This window comes from Actinacidiphila sp. bgisy145 (assembly GCF_057708125.1).
This window is the reverse complement of the sequence record NZ_JBYIRL010000006.1, coordinates 195,150-215,082: the sequence shown is the minus strand read 5'-3', so window position 1 is coordinate 215,082 and position 19,933 is coordinate 195,150. Positions and strand designations below refer to the sequence as shown.

Genomic DNA, 19,933 nt, shown 5'->3' with positions numbered 1-19,933 from the left:
CATCGGATGGCGAACGAAGAGAAGCTTCGCGACTACCTCAAGCGGGTCACCACCGACCTCGCCCAGGTCAGGGAGCGCCTGCGGGAGGTGGAGGAACGCCGGCCCGAGCCGGTGGCGATCGTCGGGATGGCGTGCCGGTTCCCGGGCGGGGTGTCCTCGCCCGGCGACCTGTGGCGGCTGGTGGAGTCGCGCGGCGACGGCATCGGGCCCTTCCCCGACAACCGCGGCTGGCCGACGGACCTGGTGGACCCCGACCCGGACGCCGCCGGCAAGACACTCTCCGGCGAGGGCGGCTTCCTCTACGACGCCGCGGAGTTCGACGCGGCCTTCTTCGGCATCAGCCCCCGCGAGGCCCTGGCGATGGACCCGCAGCAGCGGCTGCTGCTGGAGACGTCGTGGGAGGCGCTGGAGGACGCGGGCATCGACCCGATCAGGCTGCGGGGCAGCGCCACCGGCGTCTTCACCGGGCTCTTCTACCACGACTACCTGCCCTCCCACTCGATGCCGGAGGAGGTGGAGGGATACGTCGGCGTCGGCGCGACCGCCTCGGTCGCCTCGGGCCGGGTGGCGTACTCGCTGGGCTTCGAGGGTCCGGCGGTGACGATCGACACGGCGTGCTCGTCGTCGCTGGTAGCGCTGCACCTGGCCGCGCAGTCGCTGCGTTCGGGCGAGAGCACGCTCGCCCTGGCCGGCGGCGTGAAGGTGATGTCCACCCCCAACACCTTCATCGACTTCTCGCGGCAGCGTGCCGTCGCCGTCAACGGGCGCTGCAAGTCCTACGCTGAGGGCGCCGACGGCACCGCGTGGGGCGAGGGCGTGGGTGTTCTGGTGGTGGAGCGGTTGTCTGATGCGCGGCGGAACGGGCATCGGGTTCTTGCGGTGGTGCGGGGGAGTGCGGTCAATCAGGATGGTGCGTCGAACGGTCTGACGGCGCCGAACGGTCCGTCCCAACGGCGGGTGATCCGGGCGGCGTTGGCGGATGCGGGGTTGGCGTCGGCTGATGTGGACGTGGTGGAGGGGCACGGTACGGGGACGGCGCTGGGTGATCCGATCGAGGCGCAGGCGCTGCTGGCGACCTACGGTCAGGATCGTCCGGAGGGACGGCCGTTGCTGTTGGGTTCGGTGAAGTCGAACATCGGGCACGCACAGGCCGCCGCGGGTGTGGCGGGCATCATCAAGGTGATCGCCGCGATGCAGCATGGGGTGGTTCCCGCGACGCTGCATGCCGAGGTGCCGTCCTCGCATGTGGACTGGGACGCGGGTGCGGTGGAGTTGGTGACGGAGGCGGTGCCGTGGCCGGAGACGGGTGGGCGTCCGCGTCGTGCGGGGGTGTCGTCCTTCGGGTTCTCCGGTACGAACGCGCACGTGATCATCGAGGCGCCCGAGGTGCCTGAGCCGGTCGAGGAGGGTGTCGAGGTTCAGGGTGCGCCTGGGCTCGTGGGCGGGGCCGGTGTGGGGTTGCCGGTGGTGCCGTGGGTGGTGTCGGGTCGGTCGGTTGAGGGGTTGGCGGGTCAGGCGGGGAGGTTGTTGGAGTTTGTGGGGGAGGGGTGTGAGCGGGCTGATGTGGTGGATGTGGGGTGGTCGTTGGTGTCGTCGCGTGCGGTGTTGGAGCATCGTGCGGTGGTGCTTGGTGTGGATGGGGTGGAGTTGTGTGCGGGGTTGGGTGCGGTGGCGGAGGGGGTCGAGGGGCCTGGTGTGGTGTCGGGTGTGGTGGGTGGTGTGGGTCGGTTGGGGTTGGTGTTCACGGGTCAGGGTGCGCAGCGGGTGGGGATGGGGCAGGGGTTGTATGGGGCGTTTCCGGTGTTTACGGAGGCGTTTGATGAGGTGTGTGGGGTGTTGTCGGGTCTGGTGGGTGGGTCGGTGGGTGCGGTGGTGCGGGGTGAGGGTGAGGCGTCGTGGCTGGGTGGGGGTGATGTGAACGAGACGGTGTGGGCGCAGTGTGGGTTGTTTGCGGTCGAGGTGGCCCTGTTCCGTCTGCTGGAGTCCTGGGGTATAGCCCCGCAGGTGGTGGGCGGTCATTCGATCGGTGAGTTGGCGGCGGCTTATGTGGCGGGGGTGTGGTCGTTGGGGGATGCGTGTCGGGTGGTGGCGGCGCGGGGTCGGTTGATGCAGGGGTTGCCGTCGGGTGGGGCGATGGTGGCGGTGGAGGCGTCGGAGGCCGAGGTGCGCGAAGCGCTCAATGGACGGCCGGGTGTGGGGATCGCGGCGGTGAACGGTCCCCGGGCGGTGGTGGTGTCGGGGGTGGAGGACGAGGCACTGGCGGTGGCGGAGACGCTGGCTGCGAAGGGTGCCCGCACGCGGCGGTTGCGGGTGTCGCATGCGTTTCATTCGCCGTTGATGGAGCCGATGTTGGCGGAGTTCGGTGAGGTCGTCGCGAGTGTGGAGAGCCGGCGTCCGCGCCTGGTGATGGTGTCCGGGCTGACGGGTGGTGTGGTGTCGGAGGAGGTCACCGATGCTTCGTACTGGGTGCGGCACGTGCGTGACGCGGTGCGGTTCGCGGATGCGGTGGAGGCGATGCGCGCCGCGGGCGTAGGGACGTTCGTGGAGGTCGGGCCGGACGGTGTCCTGTCCGGGCTCGGGCCGCTGACGCAAACGGAGGCCGCGGAGGACACGGAGGCGAACGGGGACATCGTCGAGTCGTGGACGCCGGTTCTGCGGCGTGGCCGGGATGAACCGCGGGCGCTGCTGACGGCGTTGGCGAAGGTGTTCGTCCGCGGGGTCCCGGTGGCGTGGGAGAAGGTGTACGCGGGGACGGGCGCGCGTCGGGTGGACCTGCCGACGTATGCGTTCCAGCGCCGCCGCTACTGGCTGGGAGTGGCGGCCAGCAGTCGTGCCGAGGATCTCGGGTTGGCGGGTCCCGGGCATGCGCTGCTGGGTGCGTCGGTGGTGTTGCCGGCGAGCGGTGGTGTGGTGCTGACCGGGCGGTTGGCGCTGTCGTCGCACCCGTGGCTGGCCGATCACGCGGTGGCCGGTCGGACGGTCGTGCCGGGGGCGGCGCTGGTGGAGATGGTGGTGCGGGCCGGTGATGAGGTGGGGTGCTCCCGTGTCGAGGAGCTGCTGAGCGAGGCCCCGCTCGTGCTGCCCGCGCAGGGTGGCGTACGGGTCCAGATCGCGGTGGCGGAGCCGGACGAGGACGGGCGCTGCGCGTTCAGCGTCTACGCCCAGGACGAGGACGTGCCCCCGGAAGGCGAGTGGACCCGGCACGCGAACGGCGTGCTCTGCGCCGCCGAGGCGGTGGCGGAGGAGACCGGCGACGGTTTCCGTCCGTGGCCGCCCTCCGACGCCGAGCCCGTCGAACTGGACTCTCTCTACCCGGAGTTGGCAGCGCGCGGCCTGAGCTACGGGCCGGTGTTCCAGGGGCTGCGCAGCGCCTGGCGCAAGGGCGCGGAACTCTACGCCGAGGTCGCCCTGCCCTCCGACGTGAGCGTGGCCGGGTTCGGCCTGCACCCCGCGCTGCTCGATGCCGCCCTGCATGTGGCGGCGGCGGACACCGGCGACGGCCTGACACTGCCGTTCGCCTGGAACGACGTCACCGTGCACGCCTCGGGAGCGACCGCGGCCCGCGTACGGGTGGCGCCCGCCGCCACCGGCGAAGGGCTCACGGTGACGCTGGCCGACCTCGGCGGCGGCCTCGTCGCCACGGTCGGCAGGCTGGCGGTGCGCACCGCCTCGCCCGCCGAACTCGCGGCCGGTGCGCACACGGCGGACGACGCCCTGTTCGGGGTCGAGTGGGTGCCTGCCGCGGCTCCGGCGCCGGACGGGCAGCGGCAGCCCGCGGGCAGTTGGGCCGTACTCGGCGGAACGGCGCACGGCGCCGCCCTCGAACTCCCGGGCGCGGCGGCGTATCCGGACCTGGCCGCTCTGGTGGCGGCGGTCGAGGCAGGGGCCGAGGCCCCGCGGACCGTCGTGGTGCGCGCCGTACCGGACCCGGCCGCCGGGGACGTGGCGGCGGTCGCCCACCGCACCGCGGCCGACGTCCTGGAACTCCTGCGCGGCTGGCCGGCCGCGGACCTGCCGGACGAGACGCGGCTCCTCGTCCTGACCGAACGCGCGGTGGACGCGGGACCGGAGGCCCCCGTGGACCTCGCCGCCGCCACGGTGTGGGGCCTGGTGCGGGTCGCGCAGACGGAGCACCCCGGCCGGATACTGCTCGCCGACATGGACGACGTGTCAGGCGGCGCGGCGGACCGGCTGGCCGCCGGCGTGGAGTCGGGCGAGCCGCAGTTCGCCGTCCGGGACGGGCAGCTGCGCGTGCCGCGGCTCACCCGGGTACGGTCCACGACCCCGCCCGCCGAGCGGGCAGGCCGCCGCGGCACCGTCCTCGTCACCGGTGCCTCCGGTGTGCTGGGCGGCCTGGTGGCTCGCCACCTCGCGCGGACCGGGCGGGCCGAGCACCTGCTGCTCGTCTCCCGCCGCGGCGGCGAGGCGGCCGGGATGCCGCAACTCCTCGCCGCCATCGAGGAGTACGGCGTCCAGGCCACCGCCGTCGCGTGCGACACCGCCGACCGTGCACAGCTCGCGGACGTGCTCAAGGGCGCGCCGCTGACGGGGGTCGTGCACGCGGCCGGCGTGCTGGACGACGGCCTGCTGGCGACCCTCACCCCCGAGCGGCTGGCGGCGGTGCTGCGGCCGAAGGTCGACGCGGCCTGGAACCTGCACGAGCTGACCCGCGACCTGGACCTCGACACCTTCGTGCTGTTCTCCTCGATCGCGGGTGTGGTCGGCAACGCCGGTCAGGCCAACTACGCCGCCGGGAACACCTTCCTGGACGCGCTGGCCGCCTACCGGCACCGGCAGGGCCTGCCCGCGGTGTCGCTGGCCTGGGGCCCCTGGGAGAACGGCATGGTCGGCGACCTCTCCGAGGCCGATCTCCAGCGCATGGCCCGCCAGGGACTGAAGCCGCTGTCCGGCACCCGGGGGCTCGCGGTGCTGGACGCCGCCGCCGACCGGGCCGAACCGCTGCTCGTGGCCGCGGCACTCGACCCCGGAGTGCTGCGCCACTCCGGCGAGGTCCCGCCGCTGTTCTCCGGCCTCGTCCGGGGCCGTACGACCGCGCAGGCCGCCCGTCGGACGGCCGGCCAGCCCGCCGCCGAGGACCGCAACGCCCTCGCCGCGCGCCTGGCCGGGCTGAGCCGGGCCGAGGGCCACGACGTCCTCCAGGACCTCGTCGTCACCCAGGCCGCCCTGGTCCTGGGCATGTCCGGCCCCGGCAGCCTCGACGCCGACCGCCCGTTCCGCGACGTCGGCTTCGACTCGCTGACCGCCGTGGAACTGCGCAACCGGCTCGGCAAGGCCACCGGCCTGCGGCTGCCGGCCACCGCCGTGTTCGACTACCCGACCCCTGCCGCGCTGGCCGGCTACGCCCTGACCGAACTCGTCGGCCGGCTGGACGCGGCGGACACCGCCCGCCCGGGTGCCGCGGGCGCGGCCACGGCGGGCGGCGGCGCGGTGGACGACGACCCGGTGGCGATCGTCGGGATGGCGTGCCGTTTCCCCGGCGGCGCCGCGTCCCCGGCCGACTTCTGGCGGATGCTGGCCGCGGGCGAGGACGGGGTGGGCCCCTTCCCCGCGGACCGCGGCTGGTCGACGGACCTGGTGGACCCCGACCCGGACGCCGTGGGCAAGACCGTCTCCGGCGAGGGCGGGTTCCTCTACGACGCGGCCACGTTCGACGCGGAGTTCTTCGGCGTCAGCCCCCGCGAGGCCCTGGTGATGGACCCGCAGCAGCGGCTGCTGCTGGAGACGTCGTGGGAGGCGCTGGAGGACGCGGGCATCGACCCGGCCGGGCTGCACGCCAGCGCGACGGGCGTGTTCACCGGCATGTTCCACCACGACTACCTCTCCGCTACCGGACTGCCGGAGGAGGCCGAGGGATACGTCGGCCTCGGCGCCACCGGATCGGTCGCCTCGGGCCGGGTGGCGTACTCGCTGGGCCTGGAGGGTCCGGCGGTGACGATCGACACGGCGTGCTCGTCGTCGCTGGTGGCGCTGCACCTGGCCGCGCAGTCGCTCCGCTCGGGCGAGAGCTCCCTCGCCCTGGTCAGCGGCGTCAACGTGATGTCCACCCCGGTCACCTTCATCGACTTCTCGCGGCAGCGCGGGCTGGCCTCGGACGGGCGCTGCAAGGCGTACTCGGACCAGGCGGACGGCACCGGTTGGGGCGAGGGCGTGGGTGTCCTGGTGGTGGAGCGGTTGTCGGACGCACGGCGCAACGGACACCGGGTGCTGGCGGTGGTGCGGGGGAGTGCGGTCAATCAGGATGGCGCGTCGAACGGTCTGACGGCGCCCAACGGACCGGCCCAACAGCGCGTCATCCGAGCGGCGTTGGCCGACGCGCGCCTGACGCCGGCCGATGTGGACGTGGTGGAGGGGCACGGCACCGGTACGGCGCTGGGTGACCCGATCGAGGCGCAGGCGCTGCTGGCGACCTACGGCCGCGACCGTCCCGCCGACCGTCCCCTCTGGCTCGGGTCGGTGAAGTCGAACATCGGGCACGCACAGGCCGCCGCGGGCGTGGCCGGGGTCATCAAGACGGTGCTGGCGCTCCAGCACGGTCTGGTCCCGCGGACCCTGCACGCCGACACCCCGTCCTCGCATGTGGATTGGGACGCGGGCGCGGTGCGTCTCGCCACCGAGTCCGTGCCGTGGCCGGAGACGGGTGGGCGGCCGCGTCGTGCGGGGGTGTCGTCCTTCGGGTTCTCCGGTACGAACGCGCACGTGATCATCGAGGCGCCCGAGGTGCCTGAGCCGGTCGAGGAGGGTGTCGAGGTTCAGGGTGCGCCTGGGCTCGTGGGCGGGTCCGGTGTGGGGTTGCCGGTGGTGCCGTGGGTGGTGTCGGGTCGGTCGGTTGAGGGGTTGATGGGGCAGGCGGGGCGGTTGTTGGAGTTTGTGGGGGAGGGGTGTGGGCGGGCTGATGTGGTGGATGTGGGGTGGTCGTTGGTGTCGTCGCGTGCGGTGTTGGAGCATCGTGCGGTGGTGCTTGGTGTGGATGGGGCGGAGTTGTGTGCGGGGTTGGGTGCGGTGGCGGGGGGTGTGGAGGGGCCTGGTGTGGTGTCGGGTGTGGTGGGTGGTGTGGGTCGGTTGGGGTTGGTGTTTACGGGTCAGGGTGCGCAGCGGGTGGGGATGGGTCAGGGGTTGTATGGGGCGTTTCCGGTGTTTGCGGAGGCGTTTGATGAGGTGTGTGGGGTGTTGTCGGGTCTGGTGGGTGGGTCGGTGGGTGCGGTGGTGCGGGGTGAGGGTGAGGCGTCGTGGCTGGGCGGGGGTGATGTGAACGAGACGGTGTGGGCGCAGTGTGGGTTGTTTGCGGTTGAGGTGGCGTTGTTCCGTCTGTTGGAGTCGTGGGGTATAGCCCCGCAGGTGGTGGGTGGTCATTCGATTGGGGAGTTGGCTGCTGCTCATGTGGCGGGGGTGTGGTCGTTGGGGGATGCGTGTCGGGTGGTGGCGGCGCGGGGTCGGTTGATGCAGGGGTTGCCGTCGGGTGGGGCGATGGTGGCGGTGGAGGCGTCGGAGGCCGAGGTGCGCGAAGTGCTCAATGGGCGGCCGGGTGTGGGGGTTGCGGCGGTGAATGGTCCGCGTGCGGTGGTGGTGTCGGGGGTGGAGGACGAAGTGCTGGCGGTGGCGGGGGTGTTGGCGGCGAGGGGTGCTCGGACGCGGCGGTTGCGGGTGTCGCATGCGTTTCATTCGCCGTTGATGGAGCCGATGTTGGCGGAGTTCGGCGAGGTCGTCGCGAGTGTGGAGAGCCGGCGTCCGCGCCTGGTGATGGTGTCCGGGCTGACCGGTGGTGTGGTGTCGGAGGAGGTGACGGATGCTTCGTACTGGGTGCGTCATGTGCGTGACGCGGTGCGGTTCGCGGATGCGGTGGAGGCGATGCGCGCCGCGGGCGTAGGGACGTTCGTGGAAGTGGGCCCGGACGGTGTGCTGTCCGCGTTGGGGCCCGGGACGCGAACGGAGCCTGCGGAGGCCGCCGTTGAGACGTGGACGCCGGTTCTGCGCCGGGGGCGGGATGAACCGCGGGCGTTGCTGACGGCGTTGGCGAAGGTGTTCGTCCGGGGTGTTCCCGTCGCGTGGGAGAAGGTCTACGCGGGGACGGGTGCGCGTCGGGTGGACCTGCCGACGTATGCCTTCCAGCGCCGCCGCTACTGGCTCAACTCGACCACCAGCAGCCGCGCCGAGGATCTCGGGCTGGCGGCTCCCGGGCACGCGCTGCTGGGTGCGACCGTCGACCTGCCGGCGTCCGGGGAGACCGTGCTGACCGGGCAGCTGGCCCTGTCCGCGCACCCGTGGATCGGCCGCTCGACGGTGGCGGGGCGGGTCGTACTCCCCGCCGCCGCGCTGCTGGACATGGCCGTGCGGGCCGCCGACGAGGTCGGCTGCGACCGCGTCGAGGAACTGCTCGTCGACACGCCCCTGGTGCTCCCCGCGCACGGTGGCGTACGGGTCCAGGTGACCGTGGGCACCGCCCGCGCGGACGGGCTGCGGGACGTCGCGGTCCACGCACGGCTGCCCGAAGGCGCGTGGGTGCGGCACGCCTCGGGCACCCTCGCCCCGGCCGGCGCCGGCACCGGCCCGGACCGCGGGCCGGACGACAACGCCACCGCGGACACGGCGCCCTGGAGCACCCCGTGGCCGCCGGCCGGCGCCGACCCGGCCGACGTGGCCGGGCTGTACGACGCGCTGGCGGCCGCCGGACTCGACTACGGCCCGGAGTTCCGGGGCGTGCGGGCCGCCTGGCGCCATGGTGACGAGGTGTTCGCGGAGATCGCCCTGCCCGAGGGCACCGACGTGTCCGGGTTCGGCGTCCATCCCGCGCTGCTCGACGCCTCGCTCCACCTGACCGCCCTCGCCGAGGCCGAGCAGCGCCGGGCCTCCGACGACGGGCCCCCGCAGCCGCTCGCCTGGAGCCGCGTACGGCTGCACGCGTCCGGCGCGACGGCCGCGCGGCTGCGCGTTTCGCCGTCGGCCTCCGGCGAGGGCGTGTCGGTGGAGCTCGCCGACCCGGCGGGCCGGCCGATCGCCTCGGCCGGTTCGGTGGCCGTGGTGCCGCTTGCCCCCGAGGCTCTCGACACGGCCGCTGGAGCAGCTCACGACGGGTTGTTCCGGGTTGCCTGGTCCGTCGCGGACACGGCGCCCACCTCCGCCGCGCCCGAACGCCCCTGGGCCGTGCTCGGCGACGAGGGCGGGGCGGACGTCCCGGGCGCCCAGGTCTACGCGGACGTCGCCGAGTTGGCCGCGGCGCTCGACGCGGGTGCGCCGGTACCCGGCACGGTGGTGTTCCGTGGCCTGCCGGACCCCGGACCGGACGAGGAACCCGCGGCCGTTCCCGCTGCCGTTCCCGTTCCCGCTGCCGTGCCCGCGCCCGTTCCCGAGACCGCACGCCGGGCCGCCGTGCGGACGCTGGAGACCCTCCGTGCGCTGCTGTCCGCGCCGCGGCTGGACGGCGCCCGGCTGGTGGTGGTGACCGAGTGCGGCGTGGACGCGGACTCCGGCACCGCGATACGGCTGGAGCACGCGGGCGTCGTCGGCCTGGTGCGTACGGCCGCGGCCGAGCATCCGGAGCGGATCGTGCTCGCGGACGTCGACCGGCTCGCCGGCTGCGGTCCCCTCCTGGTAGCCGGAACCGTCCTGGACGAGCCGCAGTTCGCGGTGCGCGACGGCCGGGTGCGGGTGCCGCGGCTGGCCCGCGCGGCCGGGGACGGACCCGCCCGCCCGGACGGCGAGGTGTCCGGGCAGGACCCGGCCGCGACAGCCGGGGAGACCGCGGACCCGACACCGTCCACCACCCCCGGGACGGTGCTGCTGACCGGCGCCTCGGGCGCCCTCGGCGGACTCCTCGCCCGGCACCTGGCGCGCACCGGCCGGGCCGGGCGGCTGCTGCTCACCTCGCGCCGCGGCCCGGTTGCCCCGGGCATGGCGCGGCTGGCCGCGGACCTGGCCGCGGCGGGCTGCCCGGCCCAGGTGCTGGCCTGCGACGTCGCCGACCGGGCCGAGTTGGCCGCTGTGACGGCCGGCGTCCCCGCGTCGGCGCCGCTGACCGGTGTGCTGCACACCGCGGGCGTCCTGGACGACGGCGTACTCGACTCGCTGACGCCCGAACGCGTCGACCAGGTGATGCGGCCCAAGGCCGACGCGGCCTGGCACCTGCACGAGCTGACCCGCGGCATGGACCTGGACACCTTCGTCCTGTTCTCCTCGGTCGCCGGTGTCCTCGGCACGCCGGGGCAGGCCAACTACGCGGCGGGCAACACCTTCCTGGACGCCCTGGCGGCCCACCGCCGGCAGCAGGGCCTGCCCGCGGTGTCGCTGGCGTGGGGCCCCTGGGAACAGGGCATGGCGGGCCGGCTCACCTCCGCCGACCGGCGGCGGATGGCCCGCCAGGGGGTGCGGCCGCTGTCCGACGCCGACGGGCTCGCCCTGTTCGACGCGGCGCTCGACCGGAGCGACCCGCTGCTGGTCACCACCCGCCTCGACCCGGCCGCGCTGCGCGGTGCCGGCAGCGCGGTGCCGGCCCTGCTGACCGGCCTGGTCCGCCCGGGCCGGCGCACCGCGGGCGGCGCCGGCGGCGACGCCGGCCGGAACCTGCTGAACCAGCTGGCGGCGCTGCCGGCCGCGGAACTCCGGGCGGCGGTGCTGGACCTGGTCCTCACCCAGGCCGCCCTCGTCCTGGGCCGGCCCGGCCCGGAGTCCATCGCCGCCGCCCGCTACTTCCGCCAGCTCGGCTTCGACTCGCTGACCGCGGTGGAGTTCCGCAACCGGATGAGCACCGCGCTCGGGCTGCGGCTGCCCTCGGCCGTGGTGTTCGACTACCCCACGCCCGCGGAGCTGGCCGACCACCTCCAGGAGCGGATCGCCCAGCAGGAGATCGACTACGCCCCGGTGCACGGCACCCTCGACCGGCTGGGCACGATGCTCGACGGGATCGTCCGGCGCGGGGGCAGGAAGGCCGACATCATCAGCCGCCTCGAACACCTCATGGAGGAGTTCCGGGGGGCGGAAGCGGACGACGCGTCGTCCGACGAGGACATCATCGACGCCACCGACGACGAGATGTTCGACCTCATCGACAAGGAGCTGGGAATCCAGCCGGGCACCGGAGGAGGAGCGGCGTGAGCAACCCCGCAGCAGGGCACACGCCGGCGAAGGCGTCGGACGGGTCCGGTGCCGCACCGGTGCCCCGGCACCCCGGCGGGGACGTCTCCCCGGAGGAGGAGGCGCTGTGGCTCCTGGAGTCGCTGGCGCCGGGCACCGCCGTGAACAACCTGTCCGTGGCGTTCGCCGTCGCGGGACGGGTGGACGCGGTACGGCTGCGGGCGGCGCTGGCCGCCGTCGCCCGGCGGCACGAGGCGCTGCGCACCGTCTACCGCGGCGACGGCGCACGGCTCACCAAGGAGGTGCTGGCCGCCGAGGCACTGACCGTCCCGCTCACCGAGGCCGAACTGCCCGGTGAACCCGCGCCCGCGGACCTCGCCCCCGTGACCGCCGCTCCGTTCGCGCTGGACGGCGGGCCGATGGTGCGGGCCGCGCTGTTCCACGGCACCGGGGCACCCGGCAGCCGCGACGTGGTCTGCGTCACCGCCCACCACCTGGTCCTCGACGAGGTCTCCGGGCCGCTGCTGAGGTCCGAACTGGCCGCCGCCTACGACCAGGACGGCACCGGCGGGGACCCCGTGCCGGTGCCGGGCCTGAGCAGGCCCGCGCCCCGCGCCGAAAGCCGCGCGTTCTGGCGGGCGGAGCTGGCCGGCACCGTCGCCGGGGCCGGCGAACTCGCCTGCGCCGCGCCCGAACCCGACCGGCCGACCCTGGCCACCGCGGAGGTCGACCGCACCCTCCCGCCGCACACCGCGCAGGCCCTGGACCGGCTCGCGGCGGCGACGGGCGTGCCCGAGGCCGCGATCCTGCTCGCCGCTTTCCACGTGCTGCTGGAGACCCACGGGGCCGGCTCGGACGTGCTGGTCGGCGTGCCCGTCGACCTGCGTCCCGCGGCCGCGGCCGGCGCCGTCGGCCGGCACACCCACCACGTGCCGCTGCGGCTGCGGGCCGCGTCCAAGGAGAGCATCCGCGACCTGGTGGTGCGCAGCGCCGAGCGGCTTGCCGCGGCCACCGCGCACGCCGACGTCGCCGTGGACGCGCACCCCGACCTGCTGCCCGCCCGGGCTTCCGGCCGCCACTCGCTGCCGTTCCGGTACGCCTTCGAGTACCGCGCGCCCGACGGCCCGCCGGGGTTCTCCTTCGGCGGGCTGCCCGCCGAGCCGTTCCCCGCGACCAGCGGCGCCGGCCGCTTCGACCTGCACCTGGCCGCGACCCGGCACCCCGGCCCCCAGGGCACCGTCGGGCTGCGGCTGCGCTACCGCACCGAGCTGTTCGACCCGGCGCCGGCCGCCCTGCTGCCGGCGCGCTACGAGGCGGTGCTGGCCTCGTTCGCGGCCGACCCGGACCGGGCCGTCGGGGACGTGGACTGGTGGAGCCCCCAGGACCACGCGATCATCGGCGCGGCCAACGACACGGCCGGTCCCGTCGAGCCCGCCACCGTGCTGGCGGCCGTCGAGCGGCAGGTGCGGCGCACCCCCGCCGCCGTAGCGGTCGTGGACGGCGACGACACCCTGGACTACCGGCAGTTGTGGCACGCCGCGCACACCGCGGCCGCCCTCCTGCGGGACGCGGGCCTGCGGCCCGGGGAGACGGTGGCGATCGCCCTGCCGCGCGGCGCCGAACTGGCCGCGGCGGTCCTCGGGACCTGGCTGGCGGGCGCGGCGTACATGCCGCTGGACGCCGCGCACCCGAAGGAGCGGCTGCGCCACCAGCTGTCCGACTCCGGCGCGCGGCTGCTGGTGGCGAACGGCGACACCGCGGCGCTCGGCGGCCCCGACGGTCCCGCGGTGCTGCTCGCGCCGCCCGCCCGCGACGCGGCGCCGCGACCGGAGGCCGACGCCCCGGCCGGGGCGGTAGGGGCGGCGGACTGCGCCTACCTGATGTATACCTCCGGGTCGACCGGGCGCCCGAAGGGCACCCGGGTCGGCCACGCCGCGCTGGCCAACCTGGTCGTGCACTTCGCCGAGCAGCTGGCCGCGGCCCCCGGGGACACCATGCTGTGGACCACCACGTTCGCGTTCGACATCTCCGGGCTGGAGCTGTTCGTGCCACTGGTCTCCGGCGGCACCGTGGTGGCCGCACCGGACCGTGCCAGGAGCGACGGCCGGGTGCTGCGCGCGCTGCTGGAACGGCACGACGCGCGGTTCGTGCAGGCTACCCCGACCGCCTGGCGGCTGGTCATCGACCGGGCCGCGGACAGCCTGCGCGGCCGCCGTGTGCTGGTCGGCGGCGAGCCGGTGCCGCTGCCGCTGGTCCGCCGGCTGCTGGCCGCCGGCTGCGAGCTGCACCACGTCTACGGCCCCACCGAGACGACGATCTGGTCCACCTCCCGTGTGATCGCGGCCGACCCCGGCACCCGCCTGGACGTGGGCCGACCGATCCGCAACACCCGCCTGCACGTCACCGACCCGCACGGCCGCGACCTGCCCGTCGGCGTACGGGGGGAGCTGTGCGTCTCCGGCACCGGCGTCGCCCTGGGCTACCACGGCCGGCCCGACCTCGACGCGGAGCGCTTCGGCGTCCACCCCGAGCACGGCCGCTTCTACCGCACCGGCGACATCGCCTGCTGGCGCGCGGACGGCCTGATCGACCTGTTCGGCCGGACCGACCGCCAGGTCAAACTGCGCGGCAACCGCATCGAGTTGGGCGAGATCGAGGCGACGCTGCTGGCGCACCCCCAGGTCGGTGCCGCCGCGGTCGTCCTGGTCGGCGACCCGAGCGGCGACGGAGTGCTCGTCGGCTGCCTCGAACCGGCCGGCGCCGAACTGGACCTCGCCGACGTGCACGCGCACGCCCGCGCCCGGCTGTCCCGCGCGATGCTCCCCGGGGAGCTGGTCGCGGTCGACGCCATGCCGGTCAACGGCAGCGGGAAGGTGGACCACCGGGAGCTGGCCCGTGTCGTCGAAGCCCGGCGGCCCCGGCCCGCCGTACCGGGTACGTCTGCCGCACCCGATGCGCCCGGCGGGCCGGAAAGCCCCACCGAACGGCTGACGGCCCAGCTGGTGGCGGTGTGGCGGCGCATCCTGCGCCGCGAGGACGCCGACGCCGATACCGACTTCTTCGCCGGGGGCGGGAACTCCATGCTGGCCGCCGTGGCGCTCCAGGAGTTCCAGAACGCCAGCGGGCGCTCACTGAGCCTCACCGAGATCTTCGAGCGGCCCACCCCGCGGGAGCTGGCCGCGCACGTCACCGACACCGCACCGGACGCGCAGGCGCCCGCCGGGTGAGACCCGGCGCGGTGTCCGGCCGGCGGCCCCGACGTGTACGACGCGCACGACGTGTACGCGTGTACGTCGGGGCCCCGGACGGCAGCTGTCACGACCCGTCGGCGGTGCTCTCGGCGTCGAGGTAGGCCAGCACGGCGCGGACCCTGCGGTTGGTGTCGTCGTCCGTGCCCAGTTCGAGCTTGGCGAAGATCGCGGTGGTGTACTTGCTGATGGCGCCCTCGCTGAGGAACAGCCGGCCCGCGATGGCCGCGTTGGACAGCCCCTCGGCCATCAGCCCCAGCACCTGCCGCTCGCGCTTGGTGAGCGACGCCAGCGGATCGGCCCGGGTCGGCCGCGCCAGCAGCTTCGAGACGACCGTCGGGTCCAGGGCGGTGCCGCCGTTCGCCACCCGGCTGACCGCGTCCAGGAACTGCTCGGCGTCCAGCACCCGGTCCTTGAGCTGGTAGCCGATGCCGCCGTGCCCGTCGGCGAGCAACTCCCGCGCGTACAACTGCTCCACGTGCTGAGAGAGGATCAGCACCGGAAGCCCCGGGATCTGGCGGCGCGCCGCCAGCGCCGCCTGGAGGCCCTCGTCGGAGAAGCTCGGCGGCAGCCGGACGTCCACGATCGCGACGTCCGGCCGGTGTTCGAGCAGCGCCTCCAGGGTGGCGGGCCCGGAGTCGACCGCGGCGACCACCGTGTGGCCGTACGCCTCGACGAGGTGCACCATCCCGTTCCGGAGCAGGAAGAGGTCTTCGGCTACGACAATTCGCACGGCACCGCCACGGTGATTCGAGTAGGTCCGCCGACGGGGCTGTCGATCTCCAGCCGTCCGCCGAACGCGTTCATACGGCGCTCGAGGCCGCGCAGCCCCGAGCCGGACGAGGGGTCGGCCCCGCCCACTCCGTCGTCCTGCACGCTCGCGGTGAGCACCCGCCCGTCATAGCCGAGCTCCACCGTCACGCGCCGCGCCGCCGCGTGCTTCGCGGCGTTCGCCAGCAGCTCCGCGACCGCGAAGTACACCGCCGACTCCACCGGCCGCTCGGGCCGGGAGGGCACCTGGCTGTGCACGTCGACGGCCACCGGCGAGTCGAGCGCGAGCGCCTGCACGGCGTCGACCAGACCGCGTTCGGTGAGCACCGGCGGGTTGATCCCGCGCACCAGCGTGCGCAGTTCGTCGAGCGCCGTCGCGGAGGAGGCGCGGGCCTCCGCGAGGATCGCCTTCGCGGCCTCCGGCTTGGTGTCGACCAGCTGCTCGGCGATGCCCATCGACATGCCCATCGCGACCAGCCGCGCCTGCGCCCCGTCGTGCAGACCGCGCTCGATCCGCTCCAGCTCCGCGGCCTGGGTCTGCGTGAGATCGGCGCGGATGGCCTCCAGTTCCGCCACCCGCCGGCCCAGCCGGGTGCTCGGGACCGGGCCGAGGAAGCGGGCCGCGACCGGGCGCAGCACCCGCCACGCGAACGGCGCCGCGGCCAGGCCCGCCACGATCGAGGCGGCGCCGTAGCCGGCGAGGGCGGGGGTGAACAGCAGGAAGACGCCGTACCCCAGACCGAGCAGCGGCAGCGCCGCGACCGGGAACACGGTGACCGACGCGACCACCGCCCACAGGCCGTCCCAGTGGAACTGCGGGTCCCGGAACCAGGCGTGCACCTTGGCACGGCGGCGGGCCTCCCGCTCGGTCTTGTGGTACTCGTGGCCGTCCCACCAGAAACCGGTCGCCATGCGCGTCACCGGCGGCACGGCGCGGTAGGCCACCTCGAGCCGCAGGTCCAGCCAGTCGGCGGCGCGGCGGCGCGCGGCCCCGGCCAGCGGCCGGCTCGCCAGCGGGTGCACCACCCACAGGGCGATGGCGACCCAGGCGATCACCACCAGGGTCTCCCCGAGCGTCGCGAGCACGCTGACCACCAGCGGCTCGCGCCGCCCCGCGCTCCAGGAGTAGGCCACCTCCGAACCGCCCACCCCCACGGGCACGGCGACGAGGGCCATCACGCAGGTGAGGCCCACCAGGACCGCGGACCGGTACAGCCCCCGCGCGGACGCGGCGCACCACCCCAGCGGACCGCCTCCAGGAGACATCCTCATCCGCTCGTTCCCTTCACCCACGGCGATCATTGTGTCAGCCGGGACGGCGGTCCGGGCCGACACGATCGACGGTACGCAGCCCGCGCCGCCCCCGATAGCCTGCTACGCCCCGCCGCCCGTGGGCCTAACCCCACCCGGCGCCGCCACCAGAGGCCGTGGCTGACGAATCCTGCCCGGCCGGCGGGGCCTGGCCCGCCCGCTCTCCCCCTGCCTTCGGCGGGTTGCGCCCCAGCGTTGCCGGTCGTCGGCGCAGCGCGCCGCGCTCTGTTCCCCAGAGCTTCGCCGGGGAGGGGCACCGCCCATGCTGGAGGCCACGGGGGAGCACCAGCCCCCGTCGGCCTGCGCCCGTTGGTCGGAACGACGCTGTCCGCCGGCCACGGCCTCGGCGCCCGGGATCAGGGATGCGGCACCGTCACCGCGGTGGCGGCCACGCCCCCGCCCACGATCCACCGCCCCTCGAAGTGCTGGAGCCGCCGCCCGCCCACCACCGGCCCGGGAACGAGCAGTTCGGCGCGGAACCGGCCCTGCGCCGCGTCACCCGCGGGCGCCCGTACGTCGATGTCCGCCTCGACGTCCGCCTCCTCGAAGCCCAGCCACCGCCCGGTCAGCGGGAACCACGCCTTGTAGACCGACTCCTTCGCGCTGAACAGCAGCAGGTCCCAGTGGACGTCCGGCCGCCGGGCCGCGAGAGCGGCGAGCCGCTGCCGCTCCGCGGGCAGCGAGACCGTCCTCAGCACCCCGTGCGGCAGCGGCGCGTGCGGCTCCGCGTCGATGCCGAGGGAGGCCAGGTCGGCGGCGCGGACCAGGGCGGCGGCCCGGTATCCGGCACAGTGCGTCATGCTGCCGCGCAGGCCCTCCGGCCAGCACGGGGCGCCGCCCTGGCCGGTCGGCACCGCCTGCGGCGGCACGCCCAGCTTCACCATGGCGCGGCGGGCGCAGGCACGCACGGTGGCGAACTCGCGGCGGCGCCTGTCCACCGCCTTCGCCACGAGCGCCGCCTCCTGCGGATACAGCGCGAGGTGCGCGGTCTCGTCGTCGCCGAGCGCCTCCACGACCGCCACCGGTTCGGGGAGGACCTGTTCGAGCACGAAGACCCCCTTCACCGGCAGGGCGCGATACGGCCCGTCCGGTTCGGCAGCAGTCCTACCAGAGCGCCGACACCCGGGCGGGCCGCGGACCGGGGCGGTTGAACACCGCGTGCGCCGGCCCGGGGGTGGGACTGGCCCCACCCAAGCGTGTGCCCAGGCCCATACCGGGCCCGCCGCGCCCTCCGTAACGTCGGCAGCACGTTCAGACGGAGGAGAAGGACATGGCGAACACCAGCGTCACCACGACCACCACCACGGCCCCGGCGACCGTCGAGGACCCCCGGGTCCAGGAGGCGTTCAACACGGCGAAGAAGTTCCTCGTGGTCTACGGCGTGATCAGTGTCGTCTGCCTCGGGACGGTCGCCGGGATGGCGATCGCCGGCCATGACACCAGCCCCTTCATGTGGGTGCGGGGCGCCATCCTGCTGCTCATCGCCCCCTGGCTGTACCGGCTGGCGACCCGCGCCCCGCAGGGCGACGCGCGCGCCTACGACCGGCTGGCCACGGTGACCGCGATCCTGCCGATCGCGATCATCGTCGTCGACGCGATCCCCGGCCTCTGCCCGGCCTGGTACGCCGCGATCCAGGGGGTGTCGGCGCTGGCCCTGATCGGCGCCGCGGTGCTCACCCGCGGGTCCGCGGTGCGCGGCGTCTTCCCGAAGCCGGCGAAGAAGAAGGCATGACGGGCCGACCGGACCCGCGGCGCCCCGGTGTTCAACCGATGCGCCCCGGGCATCCGGTCCGCCGGTGGTGGTGAGCGCCCCGGTCAGCCGGCGTGGCGTGCGCCCTGCTCCCGGAAGTGGTCCTCGAGGACCCGCATGACCTCCGCGGCGCGCTCGCTGATGAAGAAGTGCCCGCCGGTGAACACCCGCAGGTCGCAGCCGCCCCTGGTGTGCCGGTCCCACGCCTTCGCCTCGTCCAGCGTGGTCTTGGGATCGCTGTCCCCGGTCAGCACGGTGATCGGGGTGTCCACGGCGACGTCGGGCCCGCACCGGTACGTCTCGACGGCCCGGTAGTCGGCGCGGAGCGCGGGCAGCGCGGCCCGCATCATCTCGTCGTCGCTCAGCAGGGACGCCGCGGTGCCGCTCAGCTCGCGCACCTCGGCCATGATCGCGTCGTCGCTGCCGAAGGTGCTCTCGTCCCGGTGGGTACCCGGTGCGCGCCGCCCGGAGGCCATCAGCCGTACCGGCCGCACCCCGTCGGCCTCGAAGCGGCGGGCGAGTTCGAAGCCGATCACCGCGCCCATGCTGTGGCCGAAGAGGGTGAGCGGAAGCTCGGGCTGGCGCCGGAGCACCTGGTAGATGCCGTCGACGAGCACCGACAGGTCGTCGAGGGGGGCCTCCGCCCGGCGGTCCTGCCGGCCGGGGTACTGGATCGACACGACGTCGACCTGCGGACTGAGCGCTGCCGCCACCGGCAGGAAGAAGGGTGCCGAACCGCCCGCGTGCGGAAGGCACACCAGCCGGGCGGCCGGGTTCGGGGCAGGGCGGAAACGCCTGCACCACAGGTTGTCTCCGGACGAGGGCTGGGACATGCCGCTCCTGAGGTCGTCACACCGAATCGTCAAGTGGGACGAGAACGTAGCCAACCGCCGGAACCCCTGCAAGGCTCGCGGCCGCCGCACGCCGCCCACCCGGAGGCCACCCAATGAACAGGGGGGAAAGGGCAGTTGAACGGTGAGGGTGGCTGCGCCCCCGCGCCCCTTGATAGGAAGGACGGGACGGGGCCCGCCTGTTGCGTCGTCCCCCCGACGCGAAGCTCCGAACCGGGACGAAGTTCCCATCCCCCGTACGGCGGCCGCCTGTTCAACTGATGCGCCGCGCGCGGTTGAGCGCGCCGCGCGGAAGCCGTCGTCGAAGGACGTACGCACCCGGGCGCCGGCCGAGTTGAACGGCCGGGCGGTCCGCCTCTCCCCTGCCCCGCGGGCAGCGGCACCGCCGGTCGTCCGCGGATTTCCGCATGTCGGGCCGCGGACGCGGCGGAGCGAGGGATTCCGCCACGCGTGCGGGGAACCGGACGGACGGTGCGTGGCGTGTACCGGAACATGCCCGGCGGCAGAACGCTGTGTATCCGCTCGGGATTCCCGAGGGGCCTCATTCGGCCCTGCACCTTCAGGTTGAACGGGGATACACTCGCGATGTCCGGTTGACACCGCAGGCATTATCGCCGCAGGTCGGCGGAGGTCATCAGGCGGAGTTTGCTGCGGCGTGCAAATCTATTCACGCGGTGTCTACGGGGCGTCAGCGCCGCACAGCTTACCGTGATTGGCGAGAAATAGGAGAAATTTCGGGTTCACGCTCACTCCCGGTGATGGGCCGGGGCCCCGGCTCCTGCCGGGCGTCCACCGGACACAACGTGAGCTGCCGTGAACTACGGGGAAGTGTACGACGTTTCAGACATACCGCATGACCTCGGTATGTCTCGAGAGCCGTGGCAGGCGGCGTCTGGAGGCTTTTGGCTGCGCATGGC

7 protein-coding genes are annotated in these 19,933 nt (G+C 74.4%); 3 read left to right on the top strand and 4 right to left on the bottom strand.

Annotated elements, in window-relative coordinates; all coding sequences use genetic code 11:
- The first annotated feature begins 6 nt into the window (after positions 1 to 6).
- Together AC3ERT_RS08285 and AC3ERT_RS08280 are read left to right on the top strand one after the other, a co-directional pair.
- Complete coding sequence (locus tag AC3ERT_RS08285; protein WP_435173438.1) at positions 7 to 11,106, top strand: SDR family NAD(P)-dependent oxidoreductase; 11,100 nt, start codon at positions 7 to 9, stop codon at positions 11,104 to 11,106.
- Complete coding sequence (locus AC3ERT_RS08280) at positions 11,103 to 14,312, top strand: non-ribosomal peptide synthetase (RefSeq protein WP_435173436.1); 3,210 nt, start codon at positions 11,103 to 11,105, stop codon at positions 14,310 to 14,312. Before AC3ERT_RS08285 ends, AC3ERT_RS08280 begins: the two co-directional genes overlap by 4 nt.
- Before the next feature lie 88 nt (positions 14,313 to 14,400).
- Here AC3ERT_RS08280 and AC3ERT_RS08275 read toward each other — a convergent pair whose 3' ends face one another.
- The 3 genes from AC3ERT_RS08275 to AC3ERT_RS08265 all read right to left on the bottom strand — a co-directional run bounded on the left by AC3ERT_RS08275 (position 14,401) and on the right by AC3ERT_RS08265 (position 17,464).
- Positions 14,401 to 15,066 carry a response regulator transcription factor gene (locus tag AC3ERT_RS08275; protein ID WP_335984239.1) on the bottom strand — a complete coding sequence of 222 codons (666 nt, stop codon included), beginning with the start codon at positions 15,064 to 15,066 and terminating at the stop codon, positions 14,401 to 14,403.
- Positions 15,051 to 16,397, bottom strand: a complete 1,347-nt coding sequence (locus AC3ERT_RS08270; protein WP_435173434.1) for a sensor histidine kinase — start codon at positions 16,395 to 16,397, stop codon at positions 15,051 to 15,053. The genes AC3ERT_RS08275 and AC3ERT_RS08270 overlap by 16 nt, the downstream gene beginning before the upstream one ends.
- A 374-nt stretch (positions 16,398 to 16,771) precedes the next feature.
- The gene (locus tag AC3ERT_RS08265; protein WP_435173432.1) at positions 16,772 to 17,464 is read right to left on the bottom strand and encodes a 4'-phosphopantetheinyl transferase family protein; all 693 of its coding nucleotides are present in this window, start codon (positions 17,462 to 17,464) and stop codon (positions 16,772 to 16,774) included.
- A 221-nt stretch (positions 17,465 to 17,685) separates the two neighbouring features.
- Between AC3ERT_RS08265 and AC3ERT_RS08260 the strand changes: the two genes are divergently transcribed.
- On the top strand, positions 17,686 to 18,147 hold the full coding sequence (locus tag AC3ERT_RS08260; RefSeq protein ID WP_335984235.1) for a hypothetical protein: 462 nt from the start codon (positions 17,686 to 17,688) through the stop codon (positions 18,145 to 18,147).
- An 83-nt stretch (positions 18,148 to 18,230) separates the two neighbouring features.
- On the opposite strand, the gene AC3ERT_RS08255 is transcribed toward AC3ERT_RS08260, so the two are convergent.
- Positions 18,231 to 18,998 (bottom strand): thioesterase II family protein, encoded by a 768-nt coding sequence (locus AC3ERT_RS08255; RefSeq protein ID WP_435126763.1) that lies wholly within the window; start codon positions 18,996 to 18,998, stop codon positions 18,231 to 18,233.
- Between the last annotated feature and the right edge of the window lie 935 nt (positions 18,999 to 19,933).

Excerpts from the sequence above, each read along its gene's own strand:
- AC3ERT_RS08285 (WP_435173438.1), top strand. The coding sequence starts at position 7 with ATGGCGAACGAAGAGAAGCTTCGCGACTACCTCAAGCGGGTCACCACC.
- AC3ERT_RS08260 (WP_335984235.1), top strand. The coding sequence starts at position 17,686 with ATGGCGAACACCAGCGTCACCACGACCACCACCACGGCCCCGGCGACC.
- AC3ERT_RS08255 (WP_435126763.1), bottom strand. The coding sequence starts at position 18,998 with ATGTCCCAGCCCTCGTCCGGAGACAACCTGTGGTGCAGGCGTTTCCGC.